Below are 18,088 nucleotides of genomic sequence, written 5' to 3' on the forward strand. Positions count from 1 at the left end.
AAAAAAGCAAGGCCGGGGAGCAGTCCCCGGCTATTCGTGGTAAAATGCTCTTTACTCAATTGTCAGGCATAGGGGGCATGACAGAGCTTGAAATTATACAACAATCGATCGCTCTTTAATTCGCTGCGCTTTAAGCTCGTAACAGGACTTATGCTCATCATGCTGCCGATGGTTTCTTTTCTGATATATAACAACTTTTATTCGATTGACGTCGTCCGCAACCAAGTGGCGCAATCCAACAGCAACATGCTTAATCTCTACATGGGATTAATCGACGTCACGCTGGAGGACATCGACAATTACCTGCTCAAATTCGCCGCGGAAGAATCCGGCTTATATATTCTCGACCGTCCATCCGAGGTCGATAGTGATCTGTACAATCTGGAACGAATCTGGCTTTTTACGGAGCTGAGAGATAATGCTATTTACTATAAGGCACTCGATTATTTCTTCGTTTATTCGCCCGTGAACAAGGACTTTATGTTCGCTCCTAAGCTGACAGGCTCCGCTTATGAGAATAATGATTCCGTCAAGGCTGCTATTACCGGGCTGCTGCAGGATGAGCAAACGATGGAACACTACCGGTCCGATCAGTGGACTGTCCTGCAGATGAAAGAGCAGGATTACCTGCTCCATATTATTAAAGCCGGCAATCTGTACATTGGAGCGGGAGTGAATGCGGAGGATGTCATGGGACCGCTGGATCTTCTCGATCTGGGTACGGAAGGCAGATCGCTGCTGGTGGATGAAGGCAATGCGCCTCTCCAGGATGAAACTTTTTTTAAAGAACATGAAATCGATCTTACATACACGTCGGGCACGTACCGGCTTACCGGCGCCGATGACAAATACCTGATCATTGGCGAGAAGTCAGGCATGGGCGAATTCGGATTGGTAGCCGTGGTTCCCGACCAGAACATACTCGAGAAGCTGCCGTATTTGCAAAGAATTATTTTGCTCATTGCGACAGGCTCCATTCTGATCCTGCTGATTTCCGTTTATTTTCTGCGTAAAGTCGTCCTGCTGCCGATCAACCGGATCGTTGTGGCGATGCGCAAAATCAAAGAAGGCTATCTGGAGGCACGAATACCGGACAAACCGGCCTCCAATGAATTCGAGATGATGAACGAGACGTTTAACAGCATGGTTTGCGACATTCAGCAATTGAAAATTGACGTTTACGAGGAACAATTAAATAACCAGAAAGCGGAGCTTAAACAGCTGCAGCTGCAGATCAACCCGCATTTCTTTCTGAACAGCTTGAACATTGTTTATTACTTGGCTCAAGAGAAGAAGTACGGATTGATACAGGAGCTTTCCTTCTCCTTGATCCGCTATTTCCGGTTTACGTTTCGCAGCCAGACGGATTACGTTCTACTGCAGGATGAGCTCAATCATACCGAAAATTATTTGAAAATCCAGAAGTTCCGGTTTCCCGGGAGCTTGACGTACGCCATCTCCGCTCAGGACGAGCTGCGAGAATGTTATATTCCGCCGTTAATCATCCAGAGCTTCGCCGAAAATACGATCAAGCACGCGATTAATACGGATGAGCCCACCCATATTGAAATAACGATCGTGAAAGCCGAATGGCTGCCTGAAGAAAGGCTGCACATCCGAATTCATGACACAGGCTGCGGCTTCGCCGAGGAAGTGCTGCTTAAGCTTCGTCAGGAAATGAATTTAATGAATGAAGATGGCGAGCATATCGGAATTTGGAATGTGCGGCGCAGATTGCGTTTGTTATATGGAGACAAGGCGGGCATTACATTTTCTAACGAAAACGGTGCCGTAGTCGAACTAATCTTGCCTTTATCGAGAGAAATGAGGTAGAGAAGATGTACCGGTTATTAATCGTTGATGATGAGGCGTTTATCGCGAATGGCATTAAATCGAGTGTGGACTGGCAAAAGCTAGGCATCGTGAGCGTGTCCATTGCGAGCAACCTCCGGCAGGCGAAGGAAGAATTTCGTAACCAGCCGTTTGATATGATGATTTGCGATATCGAGATGCCGCAGGGCAGCGGGTTGGAGCTCTATGAATGGGTAAGGGAGGAGTATCCTCAAACCGAGTGCATCTTTCTAACCTGCCACGCCGACTTTCAGTATGCCAAGAAAGCGCTTTCGCTGGGAAGCTTCGAGTATTTGCTAAAACCGGTTCCGCATGATGAGCTGAAGCTGGTCATGACGAAGCTAATCGAGAAGATCAGGAAGGAGCGGGAATCAGCTACGATGGTGGCCGAGCGGTTTTGGCAGGATGTGCTCAGCCAAGCGATTCCGTCTAATTTGAATAAAATGATGGAGGTCATCGACAAGCAGAAGCTTCCATATGCCAGATCTATGAGATTTATGCCGGTCGTCATCAGCATCCAGCATTGGGAGAAGTCATTAACCGCACGAGATGCGCAAATTATGGAGTATGCGCTGCGCAACGCATTGGAAGAGGTCGTTATTCAGCGTGCAGCGAGCGCACAAATCGTCCGGATTAATCCAGACTACCTGTTGCTCGTATTCACGCAGGACCTGCCGCCGGCGGAAGGCTGCGACCCTTTCCTCACTGAGATCAAAAGCCGCTGCAGAGCTTTTATCGAGGTATGCAATCAGTATTTGTATTGCCACTTATCCTGTATGATCGGCAAGACGGTGCAAGCGCATGAAGTGCGGGATATGGTCGAAGCTTTGATGGCGTTCAAAAAGAACCAAGTCAATATCGTTGACCGTGTCATCTATATTGACGAGCGATTGAAGAAAGAATCTCAAATCCCGCTGCCTCCCATGCATGTATGGTCAGAGCTCATTAAGCAGGGGAATAAGAAAAAACTGATCGATGAGTCGCAGCAGTTTCTCGATTCCTGGAAACGAATCGAGTGCTTGGGCGCCAGAGGGCTGCAGCAATTTTATCAAAACTTTCTGCAGATGGTTCTGCATACGCTGCAGCAGCAAGGGCTGCGCGCGGATGAAATTTTCTCGGATCATTTATCGCCCGAACGTATTTTGTCGGCAACACGCAGCGTGAAGGATTTGCAGGATTGGGTAAGGGATGTGCTTGAGAAAGCGCTTTTTCATATTGGGGGGCTGGATTCGAGCGAGACGGTGGTGGAGAGGATCAAGCGGTATATTGCGCTTCACATCGATCAGGAGCTGTCCAGGCAGTACATCGCAGATTATATCGGGCTAAGTCCGGATTATATCGTTAAGTTGTTTAAGAAAGAAACAGGCTGCTCGATATCCGATTACATTCTGAAGGAGAGAATCAATCTGGCGAAGGAACTGCTGTCCATGACGGATACGACGATCAGCAACGTCGCGCTGGCAGTAGGATTTTCTAACTTCTCCTATTTTTCCACGCTGTTTAAAAAAGAAGTCACGATGACGCCTCAGGAGTATCGCAAAGGCTGACGGCAGTCCGGAACGGGAACATAAAGCTCCAGACTGCCGCGCATAATTGGCCCATTCCGTTACCAGCCTGGTTATTTCTGTTCGAGGTTTTTTTCAAACATGTCGATAATGAACAGGAACCTTTCCGCTTCGCGGAACACATGATCAGCCAGCAGAGGATGGATGATGCTTTTGATGCGGCAGGCTTCGATCAAATCCTTTGCCGTCTTTTTGAAATCCCGAAGCGATTGCACGGATACCCGATTCTGGTCTAGAAATTGGTCAAGAAGCGGAAGGGTTTGGGATTGAGGCCGCATGGATTCTAAATCTCTTGCTTGAAATAACAATTGATCAAAGTCATGACTGAAATTACGCGCCTGATCGACTAATTGCCTTTCAGAAGGGTCAAGCAGATGCCCGATAAATTTGGCATGGTCAGCCATAATTCGAAGGAAAAAAACATTTTCGTCAATAATGGCATCCGGGAGCGGTTCCAATCTTCCTGTATTCAGTTCTTCCAGACGGTTTCTAAAATAAAATGCTTCTCTGCTTGTATGGTCAATCAGCAAAGGAAAATTGTTCGCTCCCGGCATTTGGCAGGTTAACACGAGACCTAACACTTTTCTTTTAAATGCCCAAATGTGTGAGACCGCGTTATGAACTTCTGTATTAAACCGTTTAATTTGTTCAGGATCCGCCGCGGTAGTGTATGCATGCGATCTTCTTTCAATGTCTTCAAACACAGCATAAAACTGATTGGCTTCCGCAATTAATTGGGTATCCTCGCACCGGAAGCCTAATTTAAGAAAAAGCGAGTGCTCCTTCATGATACGCGCCCAAAAGCGAATTTCATCCAGCGAGCGCATAACAAACGCATTAGACAATTTTATCACCCCTCCTGAATTCGGTATTCTATAATACTTATTGGGCGGGGTAATCACGTATGTGAATTTTATTTTTAATATTCATTAAATAAGCGTTGCCGTAAGAGGTGTAGGGCCCGCCTTTAACGGCATTTTTTTGCTTTCGATTCATGTCGGAAACTCAAAAGCCGGATGTCGGATTATTAGTAGTTGGGGTATTTGCTTTGCGATAGTATTAGACCAAGCAAGCAAATAAATGAAACCAAAGGTGGTCGAGACCCGTGCAAGCAAATTCTGAGACGGTAACCCCAAATATGAAGCAGGTCTCATTGAAGATGAAGAAGAATGCAACATTCGCATTGGAGATGAGAAAAGTAAAGAAATACCGCGCTTTGGTACTGATGGCGCTTCCCGGCCTTTTGTACCTGCTTATTAACAACTATTTGCCGATGTTCGGTATCGTCATCGCGTTTAAGGACATCAATTTTGCGAAAGGGATTATGGGCAGTGATTGGATTGGGCTTAAAAATTTCGAGTATTTGTTTAAAACGACGGATGCTTATATCATTACAAGAAATACGCTGCTTTATAATGTATCCTTTATTCTGCTCAACACGGCAATTGCATTAGCGCTTGCGATTATGCTGAATGAAATCCGCAAACGCTTTTTCTCCAGGCTTTACCAGACGCTGATCTTGCTTCCTTTCTTGATATCCATGGTTATTGTCGGCTACCTGGTACTGGGTTTCCTTGATGTTGAAAACGGATTCATGAACAAAACCTTGCTGCCGATGATGGGTTTAGAGCCAATCTCTTGGTACAGTGAGACGAAGTACTGGCCATGGATTCTGACGATCGTGAGCGTGTGGAAGGGCGTAGGAAATTTATGCATCATTTATTTAGCGGCGATCATCGGCATCGATAACGAGTATTACGAAGCAGCGACGATTGACGGCGCTAACAGATGGCAGCAAATTATGAAGATTACGCTTCCGCTCGTTTCTCCGGTTATCACGATCATGACCCTGCTCGCGATCGGGCGGATTTTCTACTCCGACTTCGGCTTGTTCTTCCAGGTGCCGCTTAATACCGGCGCGCTGATGCCGGTTACGAACACGATCGATACGTATGTATACCGTGCACTCATTAACCTTGGCGACATCGGGATGTCCTCGGCCGCCGGCTTGTACCAGGCGCTTGTCGGCTTTATTCTGGTTATCGTATCTAATGCTGTTGTAAGAAAATACAATAAAGACAACGCGCTGTTCTAGAAAGGGAGAGGTTCTATGCAATCATCCGGCAAGCTTTATCAATGGATTATTAACATCATCATGATCGTCTTCACATTTTTCTGCATCATGCCGTTCTGGCTGTTATTCTCCGCTTCCCTTACCGACGATATGGAGCTTGTCCGCAGCGGATACGCCTTTCTTCCCGATCAAATAAGCTTCTCCGCATACGGTTATTTGTGGAACAGCTCATCAGAAATATTCCGTGCTTACAGCATCACCGTTTTAACGACTTTTGCAGGCACGGCACTCGGCTTGACGCTTACAGCGATGGTGGCATATCCGCTTTCGCGGATTGAAATGCCGTTCCGCAACACGCTCGCTTTCTATGTGTTTTTTACGATGCTGTTCAACGGAGGCCTTGTACCAACCTATTTGCTTTATACGAATTATTTCGATTTGAAAAATACGATGCTGGCCTTAATCATACCGGGCTTGCTGATGAACGGATTTTATATCATCCTGATGCGCACCTTTTTTGCAAGCTCCATTCCGACGGCTATTATCGAATCGGCTTATATCGACGGAGCGAAGGAATGGAAAATTTTTTACCGCATCGTATTGCCTTTGTCGACGCCGGTGCTCGCCACAGTAGGATTATTTTACACGATCATGTATTGGAACGACTGGTTCAACGGCTTGATCTATATTACCGATAGTCAGTACTATAGTCTTCAGAACCTGTTGAATCGAATTTTGCTGGACGTTCAGTTTTTGCAGACTTCAACTCAAGCAGGCAGTCGAACAGCTGAAATTGCAGCGAATATTCCTCTTGCATCGATGAGGATGGCGATGGCCGCTATCGGGGTTATTCCGCTCTTGATCGCATATCCGTTCTTCCAAAAGTATTTCGTGAAGGGTCTGACGATTGGCGCTGTTAAAGGATAATACTTTCTCTGTTCATACTGGATAGCCATACTAGAGAGATAATCAAACACAGAGGAGCAGGATGAAAGTGGAAAGAAAACCATGCAGGACGTTTATGCTGTTGTTGCTAGTCGTGATGCTGTTGATTGCGGGCTGTGCATCGAAAGGGAACCATACTGCGGGTAATGCGGAGGGAAGCGGGACCGATTCCGGGAAAGATGGCTATGAAGTAACGATGGTGTTCCCGGCGGGCGGCGAACCTAAGGACTTAATGGCCGTGCAGGACGAGATCAACAAGATTACGAAAGAAAAAATAAATACGACCGTAAAGCTTATTCCGATCGGATGGGGAGCATGGCCGCAGCAAACGACTCTTATGCTGTCAGGCAATGAGAAGGTCGACCTGATCGTCAGCGGCCTTGGCACGTACAGCCAGCAAGTATCCAAAGGCCAGCTGCTTGAGCTTGACGGGTACCTGGCCGAACAAGGCCAAGGGATCACGGGGGCGCTTGACAGCCTTGATCCGGCTTTCCTGGATGCCACAAGAATCAACGGTAAAGTGTACGGCGTTCCGAGCATCCGGGATTTGGCGGCCGATTACGGCGTTACAATGCGTAAAGATCTGGCCGACAAATATAAAATCGATACGTCAGCCATTAAATCGCTGGACGATTTGGACGCCGTCTTCCAAACGGTCTTAGCAAATGAGCCAGGCATCATTCCGACGGTGAAGTACGGAAATTCGATTATTGATACTTATTTAGGCAGCTACTTTGATAATTTGGGAGACGGCTTCGGCGTGCTGCCGGGTTATGACAACGGTCTTAAAGTCGTGAACATATATGAGACGCCGGAGTATGCCGGACTGCTGAATACGGTGAGAAGGTGGTATCAGGCCGGCTACATTGCCAAGGATGCCGCTATTAACACCGAAACGCAATACAATATGGTGAAGTCCGGAAAAGCGTTTTCGTTTATCTCTCATATGAAGCCCGGCATTGAAAATCAAGAATCGAGACTGTCAGGCAAGGAAATGGTATCGGTCCATTTGAGACCTGCTGTAACGACGACGTTTAACATCACTTCCTTCATGTGGAGTATTGCGAGAAATTCGGAAAATCCGGAAAGAGCCATGATGCTGCTGAATTTGATGTATACCGATAAGAACCTGGTCAATTTGTTTGACTATGGTGTTGAAGGCAAGCATTACACAAAGGTATCTGACAGCATGATTGATTTTCCTAAAGGCGTAGATGCGACGAATTCGGGCTATAATCTGCAGATGGGATGGATGTTCGGCAACCAGTTTCTGTCTCATATTTGGAACGGGGATGACCCGGAGCTTTGGGACAAGCTTGCAGCGTTTAACAAAAGTTCGTTAAAGTCGAAGGCGCTGGGCTTCACCTTTAACGTCGATGCGGTCAAAACGGAGATCGCGGCGGTAACGAATGTGTCGAACCAATACAAAATCGCCTTGGAAACGGGAACCGTAGACCCTGCAAAGCAGTTGCCGGAATTTATTAAAGCGTTGAAGGCAGCGGGGCTGGACAAGATCATTGCCGAGAAGCAGAAGCAGCTGGAAGCTTGGGCGGCAGCCGGGAACTCATGATGATAGGGCGGCGCGATATTCGGATGCACCGCCCTCCAAGTAAAACAGACCATATGAAAAGGCGGGATTGCAGATGGAAACGGTTGTGAAGCAAATTCCTGGTTCCCATGCGGCGGGAGAGCTTGATCCGAGAGTATATGAAGTATTAAATCGGACGAAACGTGATTCCGATGAAGGCGATAAGGAGTCAATGCCGGCCCCGGACCTTAGCAGCTTCTCGGTCGAACAGATCAGGGAGCTCATGGGCTGGGAGAACACGGATATCACCCGTACGGTTATTCAAACGGTTTACCGGGAGATTATCGGAACAAATGGCAGCATTCCGGTTCGCATCTATTCGCCGGAGACGGACGGGGAACGCCCTTGCATCGTGTTTTTTCACGGCGGCGGATTTATCGGAGGAAGTTTGAAAACGGTCGAAAATCCATGCAAAGCGTTGGCGGATAAAGCGGATGCGGTCGTGGTCTCCGTCGATTATCGCTTGGCTCCGGAGCATGCATATCCCGCTGGACTTACCGACTGCTTCGATGCGGTGAAATGGGTGTTCGGCCATGCCGCCGAGATCGGCGTAAATCCGCAGCAAATAGCCGTCTGCGGCGACAGCGCGGGAGGGAATTTGGCGACGGTATGCGCGATGATGGATCGTGACCGCGGCAGCGGCATGATCCAATTTCAAGCGCTTATTTATCCGTCGGTCAACATGGCAGGCGTCCAGACCGAGGATTTTGAATGGAGCATCGAACAATACACCATTCATAATCACCGGGAGCTCATCATCCCTGCACTTGAAGGATTGAAGCAGGGCGGCAGTTTCTTCCATGACATGTATTTACAGAAGCAAACGAGCCCGGAGCATCCTTATGTTTCGCCTTTGCTAGCCGATGATTTAAACGGATTGCCCGAGTCGCTTGTCATTGTGGCCGAGTACGACTTCTTGCGGCTTGAAGATGAAGCTTACGCACGCAAGCTGTTCCGGTCTGGCGTTCCAACGAGACTCATTCGCTATAACGGCATGGATCATGCATTCATAGATAAAATCGGGTTATATCCGCAAGCGGAGGACTGCATGGAAGAAATCGCCGAGGCGGTCAAGAGGCGGTTCAATTAATCGGATCACTAGAAACGAGGCATTAAGATGAGATAAACGGATGCCGTCAGCGAGTGGAGTATTCCGCCCTGACGGCCTTTTTCGTATAGAGAGGGGAAGCTGTATGGATTTATCAAACGTACAAGACCAAGAGGAATCGGCTTTCGGCAGCAAGGGCAACCGGTTAATCGTGCTCGTCATGGTGCTTGGGGTGTTTGTCGCGATTCTGAACGAAACGTTACTCAATGTAGCGCTGACGCCGATTATGAACGATCTCGGCATCTCGCCGAGCACCGCCCAGTGGTTGACCACCGGCTATTTGCTGGTTATTGCCGTGCTTATACCGGCTACCGCCTTATTCATACAGCGTTTCACGACAAGAGCTTTGTTTCTTTCTGCTATGGGAATGTTTGCAGCAGGCACGCTAGTAGCGGCGATTTCCCCCGGTTTTGCCGTACTGTTTGCAGGAAGGCTGATTCAAGCGGCGGGAACCGGGCTGCTTTTTCCATTGCTGACAAATGTCGTGCTGGCTATTGTGCCTTTTCATAAAAGAGGCGCTGCGATGGGGACGGTCGGGATCGTTATAACGTTTGCGCCCGCGATCGGCCCTACGTTATCCGGCTTGATCGTTGCGCATTACAGCTGGCGTGTGCTGTTTTTCAGCGTGCTGCCGATTGCGGCTTTCGTTATGCTCTTTGCTTATCTGCGGTTGAAAAACGTTACGGAATCAGGAAAGCGCAAGGCTGATCCGCTCTCCATGCTTCTCTCTACGGTTGGGTTTGGCGGGATCGTTTACGGATTCAGCAGTGCAGGAGAAGATCGCGGGGGCTGGTCGGATCCAGGGGTGCTCTGGCCGATTGCAGCTGGAGCATGCGCGCTTATCTGGTTCTGCCGACGGCAGCTGACGATGCGGCAGCCGATGCTGGATTTAAGAACCTTTCAATTCGGCATGTTCAGAATCTCGGTCATGATTATGATGATTGTTATGATGGCGATGTTCTCAACGATGATGCTCGTTCCGATCTTTCTTCAGAATGCGCTGGGGTATACGCCGCTGCTTGCCGGCTTAGCGATGCTCCCAGGCGGCGTTGTAATGGGCATTATGTCGCCGATAACCGGCAGATTGTTTGACCGTTACGGGGCCAGGTGGCTGGCAGTTACCGGTCTTACGCTCATGGCCGTCACATTGTGCGGCTTTGGCTTCATGAAGCCTTCTATTTCCTATATGATGATTACCGTTCTCAATACGCTTTTCATGCTCGGTATTTCAATGCTGATGATGCCGGTCATGACGAACGGCTTGAACGGGCTTCCGAGACGGCTGTATCCGCACGGCACGGCTATTGCCGGTACGCTCCAGCAGGTTGGCGGCGCAATGGGGATGGCGCTGCTTGTAACGGTCATGACGACAGGTTCCAGCCGTTTTACGGCAAATGAAGCGGGCGTCATACCGGGTTCTGAATTGCAGACGCTGGCGATGACGGCAGGCATGAAGCAGGCATTCTTGCTCGCCTTCGGCTTTGTCGTGGTTGCTCTGCTGACCTCTCTATTTTTTCTAAAGCGCTCGGTTCCGCCTGCAGGTGAAGTGGAGAGCAGGCCGGCTGCCGTACATTAATTTGTAAATTAGGAGAGACAGCGGAAAATCGAAAATGGGATGTCGGAAATCTGATAGTTGGGTTGAGCGTTTTCATCTATTCTACTAAGTGTACACGCTTTCATTTAAACAAATAGGGAGGTCACAGCAATGTCAAAAAACAAATATGTGGCAAGAACATTTCTACTGTTAGCATTGGCATTAACTATGTTGATCAGCGCATGCGGCAACGGAGGCAATAATGCTGCTAATTCCGGGAATGACGGAGCAGCTTCGGAAGGGGAAAGCGGTAATGCAAGCGGAAAATTGAAACCTTTAGAGCTTGTAATGGTATTTCCGGCAGGCGGGGAACCGAAGGACTTGAAGCTGGTGTCGGACGAAATCAACAAAATGACCAAGGAAAAAATCAATGCGACAGTAAAGTTGGTTCCAATTGGCTTTGGCGCATGGGCACAGCAAAAAACGCTGATGATGTCGGGGAACGAGCAGGTGGATTTGATCGTAAGCGGGCTCGGAACCTACAGCCAGGATGTGGCTAAAGGGCAGTTTCTCGAGCTTGACGGCTATTTGGACGAGCAAGGGCAAGGGGTTAGGGATGCGCTTGACGCCCTTGATCCGGCATTCTTGAACGCTACGAGAATTGACGGTAAAATATACGCCGTTCCGAGCATCAGGGATTTGGCCGCGGACTATGGAATCACAATGCGCAAGGATTTAGTTGAAAAGTATAACATTGATACGACCGCGATTAAATCGCTGGACGATCTGGATGCCGTGTTCAAAACCATTAAGGACAACGAGCCTAACGTCATTCCGACAGTCAAGTACGGAACATCTATTCTTGATATTTATGTAGGCAGCTTCTTTGACATTTTGGGTGAAGGATTTGGCGTGCTTCCGGGCCATGACAACGGCCTAAAGGTCGTGAACATGTATGAGACGCCGGAATACGCAGAGATGCTGAATACGGTCAGAAGATGGTATCAAGCGGGCTATATTGCCAAGGATGCCGCTACAAGCACGGAGACGCAATACAATTTGGTTAAGTCCGGCAAAGCATTCTCGTTTATATCTCATATGAAGCCTGGCATTGAGACACAAGAATCGAGAACGACAGGCAAAGAGATGGTATCGATACACTTCAGACCTGCGGTCACAGCGACGTCTAACATTACATCAATCATGTGGAGTGTTGCAAGAAACTCAAAGGATCCGGAGAGAGCTATGATGCTGCTCAACATGATGTACACCGACAAAGACTTCATTAATTTGCTGGATTACGGGATCGAAGAAAAGCATTACGTGAAAGTGTCCGACAATATTATCGATTACCCGCAAGGTGTTGACGCAACCAATTCCGGCTATAACCTGCAAATGGGATGGATGTTCGGAAATCAGTCCCTGTCCCACATCTGGAACGGGGATGACCCGGAGCTTTGGAATAAGCTGGCCGAATTTAATAAAAACGCAATCAAATCGAAAGCGCTGGGCTTCACCTTTAATGCCGATTCGGTCAAAACGGAAATCGCAGCGGTTACGAACGTCCAGAACCAATATAAGATTGCGCTGGAAACGGGAACTGTCGATCCGGAGTCTAAGCTGCCTGAATTCAATAAACAGCTGAAAGCAGCGGGAATTGCCAAGATTATCGCCGAGAAACAAAAGCAGCTGGAGGCATGGGCTGCAGCTAACAACAAATAAAAGAGTATCAGCCCCTGTGATGACGGATTGTCATTGCGGGGGTTTTGTATTTTGCCTACCTATATAACCTTTAGGACAGGACGGCTTCGGGCAAGCGGCAGTTTGATCCTGCCTTCCAATCGCTTACAATGGAATGACAAGATCATTGCATGCTGAGCTTGTTCCACTATCCCTATATAAAAGGAGAACAAAAATATGACTTTACCACTCGTGCCGCAGCTAAATCGACAATATATCGTCAGCCGGCTGGAAGCGTTGCTAAGCATTCCGAGCCCTAGCGGATACTGCATGGACATTATGAAGTATATGGAGGCTGAAACAGAAAGGCTCGGCTACCCGCTGGAGATAACGCCTAAAGGAAATGGTGTCATTACCATTCAGGGGGAAAAGTCTGACCAAGTCATTGGCATATCGGCTCATCTCGACACTCTTGGTGCTATGGTTCGCTCGATTAAGCCAAACGGAATGATTCGGTTTACGCCGGTCGGGGGCTATGCGATGCATACGGTTGAAGGAGAATACTGTTTAATTCACACACGCGATGGCCGAAAATATGCGGGAACCGTGTTGTCTACTAAAGCTTCCGTGCATGTATTCTCAGATGCCAGGGACTGGAAGCGCGAGGAAGCGAATATGGAAATTCGCATCGACGAGCTGGTGAAAACGAAAGCGGATACGGAGGGACTTGGCATTTCCGTTGGCGACTTCATATCCTGGGAGCCTCGGACACGTATTCTGCCAAACGGCTTTGTCAAATCACGTCATTTAGACGATAAAGCAAGTGTAGCTGCTTTGCTCGGCTTCATGGAGTGGCTGAAGCGTGAAGGAAGGACCCCTTCCCGCACGCTCAAGCTCATATTATCGACCTATGAGGAGGTAGGGCACGGAAGCTCCAATATCCCGGCGGATATTACGGAAATGATTGCCGTTGATATGGGGGCGCTTGGAGATGATCTTTCGGCGACGGAGCAGGATGTCTCGATCTGCGCCAAAGATTCTACCGGGCCATACGATTATAATATGACCACCAGGCTAATCGAACTGGCCAAACGCGAAAAACTGGCCTATGCGGTCGATATTTATCCGCACTATGGCTCCGACGCTTCTGCAGCGCTGCGCGGCGGAAGCAATATCCGTGCGGCTTTGATCGGGCCGGGGGTTCATGCCTCGCATGGAATGGAGCGGACGCATGTGGATGCGATTGCAGGCACAGCCGCTTTGCTGCTTGCTTATGTGATGGAGTAACCGTTTCGAAATCTTGCTCTTACATTCGCTATAGCGTACATCGAACCGATAACGGGGTATACTGTGTAGGGAGGTGAGGTGAATGCGTCAAGCAGACCATAGCGGGGAAAGCATACCGGAAGAGAAGTGGCAAGCCATTATAAGCAATGATGCGTCTTATGACGGGAAGTTTATATACGCGGTCAAAACGACAGGTATTTTTTGCAGGCCTTCCTGCAAGTCCAAAGCGCCAAAACAGGAAAACGTTCGCCTATTCGAAAATGCGGAGCGAGCGCTGTCAGCCCATTTCCGTCCATGCAAACGATGCAAGCCGACCGGGGAATGCTTGCCTGATGATGAATGGGTGGCTTTGATTACGCAATACATCAACAGCAATTATAACGAAAATTTAACGCTCGAAAATTTGGCCGATATGTGCCATGGCAGCCCTTATCACTTGCAGCGGACCTTTAAACGAATTAAAGGAATAACGCCGGTCGAATATATCCAGCAGACGAGAATGAGCAAAGCTAAGGATTATCTTACCTATACGGATAAATCTGTTTCGGCTATTGGATTTGATGTGGGTATGCCCAATACTTCCTATTTTATAACGCTGTTCAAGAAGAGAATCGGGCGTACGCCTAACGATTACCGTCATTCAAATCGAAGCAAGGAGAGCAGGGACGAGAACGAATATGAGAACGGAGCTATTGTTCAAAAATCCGAAGACGCTTCTCAATAAAGGAACGGGCTTCCTTAAGGGCTACAGCTATTCGCTCAATCCGTATACGGGCTGTTCGTTCGGCTGCTCGTATTGTTATGTCCGGCAAATGCCGGTCGCTACGTTCCGTAAGCAAGAATGGGGCAGTTGGGTAGACGTTAAGCTGGAAGCGGCGGCTATCCTCCGTAAAGAGCTGCACAGGGCCAAAAGCAAAGGAAAGGTTACCATATTTATGTCGTCGAGCACAGATCCCTATCAACCCGTTGAATATAAAGAGAAGGTGACGAGATCGCTGCTAGCGGTGATGGTTGAAAACCCGCCGGACTTTTTGTTCGTACAAACCAGGAGTCCACTCGTCAGCAGAGATATTGATTTATTGCTTCTATTAAAAGAGAGAGTTCGTGTGAGCATGACCGTTGAAACGGACCTGGAGGACATACGCAAGCAATTTACGCCGGCCGCGCCTCCTATCCGCGCCAGATTAAAGACGCTGCAGCTGCTCTCGGATGCGGGCGTTCCGGTTCAGGCAACGATTGCTCCCGTGCTGCCGAGCAGCGAAGCATTTCCGGACGTATTGAAGAAAGTGGTCGACCGCGTCTGTCTGGACGATTATTTTATGGGAGACGGCAGCGGGGGGAGACGGACGCGAAGCCTGGGCATTCACACGTTGTACGAAGAGCTTGGCTTAGAGGAGTGGTATTCGCCTTCCGCATACCGTATCGTCTATGATCGGCTGATGCATGTTTTTTCCGGAGAACAGCTTTATTTGAGCCAGGAAGGATTTTTGCCGTAAACCGTAATAGGAAGGGGTTAACCAGCAGATCATGGACTGACTGCTTGGTTAACCCTTTTTTTGATCGAATGAATGATTTCCCAAATGAAGTTCGGTCCAGGACGTTAGGAGAAGAAAGCGGAATAGTCATTATGAAATAAACGGAACCGGTATAGTTCCAATTTCAGTGCTCCCGCAGCTTTATATTCATCCCGATTCAAGGTCGGAAATCCTGATAGGCCGCAAAGCATACGAGGCAAATTAACATGAATATCTATGCAACTACCCTGAAATGTACGTTTTTAGAGATTAAAAAAGCATATTTTTGAATGAATATCATGAATTTATTATTTTTTCGCCAAAAAGATAACGCTATCATCTGTGAAAATGGTCACTCAAAGGGGCGCGCGGAAAATGTCGAGCAGTTTTTATATCCTACTTTAGTAGGATACTGGTCAATAGTCCCTTATTTAATCATAAATAGAGCGTAATTTTCAATGAAATTTGAATGGAATAATTGTAATAGGACAGTCAACTTCGTTGATTTTACAAGGGATATCGTCAGTTTATACATATACTGAATGAGTCTGAAGAAGGTGTATTAATAAATATACATAAAGCGCTTCCAATTGACAAATTTATCTTTTCAGATGCTAATTATGAGAAAACTAATAAACGCCAATGCAGAAAATTTAGGAGCCCGTACTTATGAAAACCATTTTGAAAATGAGCTGGAATGTCTAATCGACAACATGTCTTTATTCCCTCAAGAATTGCAAAAATCTGTGTCATACTTGTAATCACGGTGGAAGCAAGGCTGACATGACGCTTGGAATCAATTAGGCGAATAATCAGAACTTCCGGCATAAATTATAATTTATTAACATTAGAACCTCCTAATGAATCTTGTGTTATTTGTCGATTTGTAGCAATCTAGTTTACGTGAGTGAACATATGAGAGAACGAGCGAGTTGATGAATGGAGGGCTTCAAAGATGAATGTTTTGAATGTAGAGCAGAAACGAATAAGGCTGAAGCGATTTTTGAATATACTATCCGAAGATCCTTCTCTATTAAATAAAGTAGAGCTAGAGGAATCGAGATCGCTGGCTGATCTTCTTATGCTCACCGGTTACACGCCTCGGAACGAACACGTTGATCTGGCTGAGCTTGTATCGCTGCTGCTTAAGAAGATGGGACATCATGCATGCTCGGAAGATATGATGGAGCACGTCATGAATGGCGGAACGGTAGATGAGTTTATGAACATAAGTAAATAAGCAGATACATAACCGTAATTAGGAAGCGAACAGACTGGATGCTCCTACGAAAAACGATACCTAATAGTTCGCGTTTCGAATAATAATATGAAAATTATATTCTTTATGAGTAATTTTTAATTTTATATAGCAAGATGACTCAACCAGTAACGGAGGAAATGACTTGGAATTAAAACATTATTGGTTCATCGTTAAAAGAAGGCTGCTATTGATCGCGTTGATTACTTTAGTAAGCTGTCTGACCATCGGCATTTACTCCTACAAGTTCATCGACCCACAGTATGAAGCTTCTACAAAACTAATTGTCAATGATTACAAGGACAGCAGCGCACCGCTTCCTAGTATGGATGTTGGCTCAATTAACTCCACGATTGGACTCATCAAAACCTATAAAGAAATCATTAAAACGCCACGTATGATGAAAAAAGTCATCAAAGAGTACCCAGAACTAGCTAAGACGTACGGTGAGCTCCTTGGCAAGGTAAGTGTAAGCTCAGCTTCTGAAACGCAGATCATGACCGTGACCGTCGTTGATGATTCTTATGAGAAGGCGGCTAATATCGCAAACGCCGTTGCAATCGTTTTTCAAAAATCAGTTCCTGAACTGATGAAGATTGATAATGTTTCTGTCTTGGATCAAGCCGATCCGAAGGAGAAACACGGCCCGGTGGCTCCGAATCCAAACACAAATATTGCCGTCGCATTCATACTGGCGCTGATGGCGGGTATAGGCCTTTCCTTCCTGCTGGATCATTTGGATGATACCGTAAAGAGCGAAGAAGACATCGAGATACTTCTAGGCGTTCCGGTACTGACTTCAATACCGAGGATTAAAGAAAGTGATGCTACTGAACGGGGAAGCAATGCCCCGCTAACGCCAAGAGCTGGGAGGGGAAGCAATGTCTCGCTTGATACGTAAATGGAACCTTATTACGGAAAGAAATCCGAAATCGCCGATCTCTGAAGGATATCGGATGCTGCGCACAAACATCGAGTTTTCAACGATCGATCATAAGCTGCAAATCATTATGGTCACCTCTTCCAAACCAAACGAAGGAAAAAGCATCACTTGCGCCAATATGGCAGTGTCTTTCGCTCAAGCGAACAAACGGGTGCTGCTGATCGACGCGGATCTGCGAAAACCGGCACAGCATCACATTTTCAATATTTCTAACCATAAAGGCTTGACCACCGTCTTGTTCAATCAACAAGAACCGAAGGATGTCATTCAGTATACGAATACAGAGAATCTGTCGGTCATTACCGCAGGTCCGACTAAGCCTAATCCATCAGAGCTGCTGTCATCGAAACCTATGGGGGCGCTGCTTGAGAGAATGAGGGAAACATACGATGTGATCATCATCGACACACCGTCGATCATGTCCGTAACGGATGCTCAAATCGTTGCCACCCAAAGCGATGGCGTCGTTCTAGTTATCGAATCGGGAAAAGTGAAAAAAGAGCTTGTGCTCAAAGCTAAGGCCTCACTCGAGCATGTACAAGCCAATCTTATCGGCGTCGTTCTCAATAACATCAACCGAAATCACTCGGATTCCTATTCCTACTATTACGGAGCTAGCAACGACGCTTAGTATCATTACACCGAACAATAGCTAAGTTGGATTGGATGGTAATGTCTCCTGCACCTCTATCACCGGAGGCACTCGGTCATGCTGTGGGTCAGCCGACCTTAGACGTTTAT

15 protein-coding genes are annotated in these 18,088 nt (G+C 47.4%); 14 read left to right on the forward strand and 1 reads right to left on the reverse strand.

All coding sequences use genetic code 11. The annotated features are described in order from the left end of the window. The first annotated feature begins 87 nt into the window (after positions 1 to 87). Positions 88 to 1,833 carry a sensor histidine kinase gene (locus tag AC0YNZ_RS14255; protein WP_475827219.1) on the forward strand — a complete coding sequence of 582 codons (1,746 nt, stop codon included), beginning with the start codon at positions 88 to 90 and terminating at the stop codon, positions 1,831 to 1,833. 5 nt (positions 1,834 to 1,838) lie between these two features. Next, positions 1,839 to 3,398, forward strand: a complete 1,560-nt coding sequence (locus AC0YNZ_RS14260; protein ID WP_475827220.1) for a response regulator transcription factor — start codon at positions 1,839 to 1,841, stop codon at positions 3,396 to 3,398. 71 nt (positions 3,399 to 3,469) lie between these two features. On the opposite strand, the gene AC0YNZ_RS14265 is transcribed toward AC0YNZ_RS14260, so the two are convergent. Further along, positions 3,470 to 4,261 (reverse strand): DUF2935 domain-containing protein, encoded by a 792-nt coding sequence (locus AC0YNZ_RS14265; protein WP_475827221.1) that lies wholly within the window; start codon positions 4,259 to 4,261, stop codon positions 3,470 to 3,472. Positions 4,262 to 4,575: 314 nt separating this feature from the next. Between AC0YNZ_RS14265 and AC0YNZ_RS14270 the strand changes: the two genes are divergently transcribed. The 12 genes from AC0YNZ_RS14270 (at position 4,576) to AC0YNZ_RS14325 (ending at position 17,978) form a co-directional block, all read left to right on the forward strand. Further along, on the forward strand, positions 4,576 to 5,511 hold the full coding sequence (locus AC0YNZ_RS14270; protein ID WP_475827360.1) for an ABC transporter permease: 936 nt from the start codon (positions 4,576 to 4,578) through the stop codon (positions 5,509 to 5,511). 15 nt (positions 5,512 to 5,526) lie between these two features. Then, positions 5,527 to 6,417, forward strand: a complete 891-nt coding sequence (locus AC0YNZ_RS14275) for a carbohydrate ABC transporter permease (protein ID WP_475827222.1) — start codon at positions 5,527 to 5,529, stop codon at positions 6,415 to 6,417. Positions 6,418 to 6,478: 61 nt separating this feature from the next. Then, positions 6,479 to 8,005: an ABC transporter substrate-binding protein gene (locus AC0YNZ_RS14280; RefSeq protein WP_475827223.1), complete on the forward strand. Its 1,527-nt coding sequence runs from the start codon at positions 6,479 to 6,481 to the stop codon at positions 8,003 to 8,005. A gap of 73 nt (positions 8,006 to 8,078) precedes the next feature. Then, positions 8,079 to 9,113: an alpha/beta hydrolase gene (locus AC0YNZ_RS14285; RefSeq protein WP_475827224.1), complete on the forward strand. Its 1,035-nt coding sequence runs from the start codon at positions 8,079 to 8,081 to the stop codon at positions 9,111 to 9,113. Positions 9,114 to 9,216: 103 nt separating this feature from the next. Next, a complete protein-coding gene (locus AC0YNZ_RS14290; RefSeq protein ID WP_475827225.1) occupies positions 9,217 to 10,707 on the forward strand; it encodes an MDR family MFS transporter in 1,491 nt (496 codons plus the stop codon). Positions 10,708 to 10,836: 129 nt separating this feature from the next. After that, positions 10,837 to 12,387: an ABC transporter substrate-binding protein gene (locus AC0YNZ_RS14295; protein ID WP_475827226.1), complete on the forward strand. Its 1,551-nt coding sequence runs from the start codon at positions 10,837 to 10,839 to the stop codon at positions 12,385 to 12,387. A gap of 195 nt (positions 12,388 to 12,582) precedes the next feature. Then, the gene (locus tag AC0YNZ_RS14300) at positions 12,583 to 13,632 is read left to right on the forward strand and encodes a M42 family metallopeptidase (RefSeq protein WP_475827227.1); all 1,050 of its coding nucleotides are present in this window, start codon (positions 12,583 to 12,585) and stop codon (positions 13,630 to 13,632) included. Positions 13,633 to 13,714: 82 nt separating this feature from the next. Beyond that, the gene (locus AC0YNZ_RS14305; RefSeq protein WP_475827228.1) at positions 13,715 to 14,356 is read left to right on the forward strand and encodes a bifunctional transcriptional activator/DNA repair enzyme AdaA; all 642 of its coding nucleotides are present in this window, start codon (positions 13,715 to 13,717) and stop codon (positions 14,354 to 14,356) included. Next, positions 14,310 to 15,128 carry an SPL family radical SAM protein gene (locus AC0YNZ_RS14310; protein ID WP_475827229.1) on the forward strand — a complete coding sequence of 273 codons (819 nt, stop codon included), beginning with the start codon at positions 14,310 to 14,312 and terminating at the stop codon, positions 15,126 to 15,128. The genes AC0YNZ_RS14305 and AC0YNZ_RS14310 overlap by 47 nt, the downstream gene beginning before the upstream one ends. 973 nt (positions 15,129 to 16,101) lie before the next feature. Further along, entirely contained in the window at positions 16,102 to 16,386 is a 285-nt protein-coding gene (locus AC0YNZ_RS14315) for a hypothetical protein (protein ID WP_475827230.1), read from the forward strand. Positions 16,387 to 16,549: 163 nt separating this feature from the next. Next, the gene (locus tag AC0YNZ_RS14320) at positions 16,550 to 17,305 is read left to right on the forward strand and encodes a YveK family protein (RefSeq protein WP_475827231.1); all 756 of its coding nucleotides are present in this window, start codon (positions 16,550 to 16,552) and stop codon (positions 17,303 to 17,305) included. After that, the gene (locus AC0YNZ_RS14325; RefSeq protein WP_475827232.1) at positions 17,286 to 17,978 is read left to right on the forward strand and encodes a CpsD/CapB family tyrosine-protein kinase; all 693 of its coding nucleotides are present in this window, start codon (positions 17,286 to 17,288) and stop codon (positions 17,976 to 17,978) included. The genes AC0YNZ_RS14320 and AC0YNZ_RS14325 overlap by 20 nt, the downstream gene beginning before the upstream one ends. The last annotated feature ends 110 nt before the right edge of the window (positions 17,979 to 18,088 follow it).

Source organism: Paenibacillus sp. J2L1-98, assembly GCF_056269405.1.

Excerpts from the sequence above, each read along its gene's own strand:
- AC0YNZ_RS14270 (WP_475827360.1), top strand. The coding sequence starts at position 4,576 with ATGAAGAAGAATGCAACATTCGCATTGGAGATGAGAAAAGTAAAGAAA.
- AC0YNZ_RS14285 (WP_475827224.1), top strand. The coding sequence starts at position 8,079 with ATGGAAACGGTTGTGAAGCAAATTCCTGGTTCCCATGCGGCGGGAGAG.
- AC0YNZ_RS14280 (WP_475827223.1), top strand. The coding sequence starts at position 6,479 with ATGAAAGTGGAAAGAAAACCATGCAGGACGTTTATGCTGTTGTTGCTA.
- AC0YNZ_RS14325 (WP_475827232.1), top strand. The coding sequence starts at position 17,286 with ATGTCTCGCTTGATACGTAAATGGAACCTTATTACGGAAAGAAATCCG.
- AC0YNZ_RS14275 (WP_475827222.1), top strand. The coding sequence starts at position 5,527 with ATGCAATCATCCGGCAAGCTTTATCAATGGATTATTAACATCATCATG.
- AC0YNZ_RS14260 (WP_475827220.1), top strand. The coding sequence starts at position 1,839 with ATGTACCGGTTATTAATCGTTGATGATGAGGCGTTTATCGCGAATGGC.
- AC0YNZ_RS14300 (WP_475827227.1), top strand. The coding sequence starts at position 12,583 with ATGACTTTACCACTCGTGCCGCAGCTAAATCGACAATATATCGTCAGC.
- AC0YNZ_RS14305 (WP_475827228.1), top strand. The coding sequence starts at position 13,715 with ATGCGTCAAGCAGACCATAGCGGGGAAAGCATACCGGAAGAGAAGTGG.
- AC0YNZ_RS14290 (WP_475827225.1), top strand. The coding sequence starts at position 9,217 with ATGGATTTATCAAACGTACAAGACCAAGAGGAATCGGCTTTCGGCAGC.
- AC0YNZ_RS14295 (WP_475827226.1), top strand. The coding sequence starts at position 10,837 with ATGTCAAAAAACAAATATGTGGCAAGAACATTTCTACTGTTAGCATTG.
- AC0YNZ_RS14315 (WP_475827230.1), top strand. The coding sequence starts at position 16,102 with ATGAATGTTTTGAATGTAGAGCAGAAACGAATAAGGCTGAAGCGATTT.
- AC0YNZ_RS14310 (WP_475827229.1), top strand. The coding sequence starts at position 14,310 with ATGAGAACGGAGCTATTGTTCAAAAATCCGAAGACGCTTCTCAATAAA.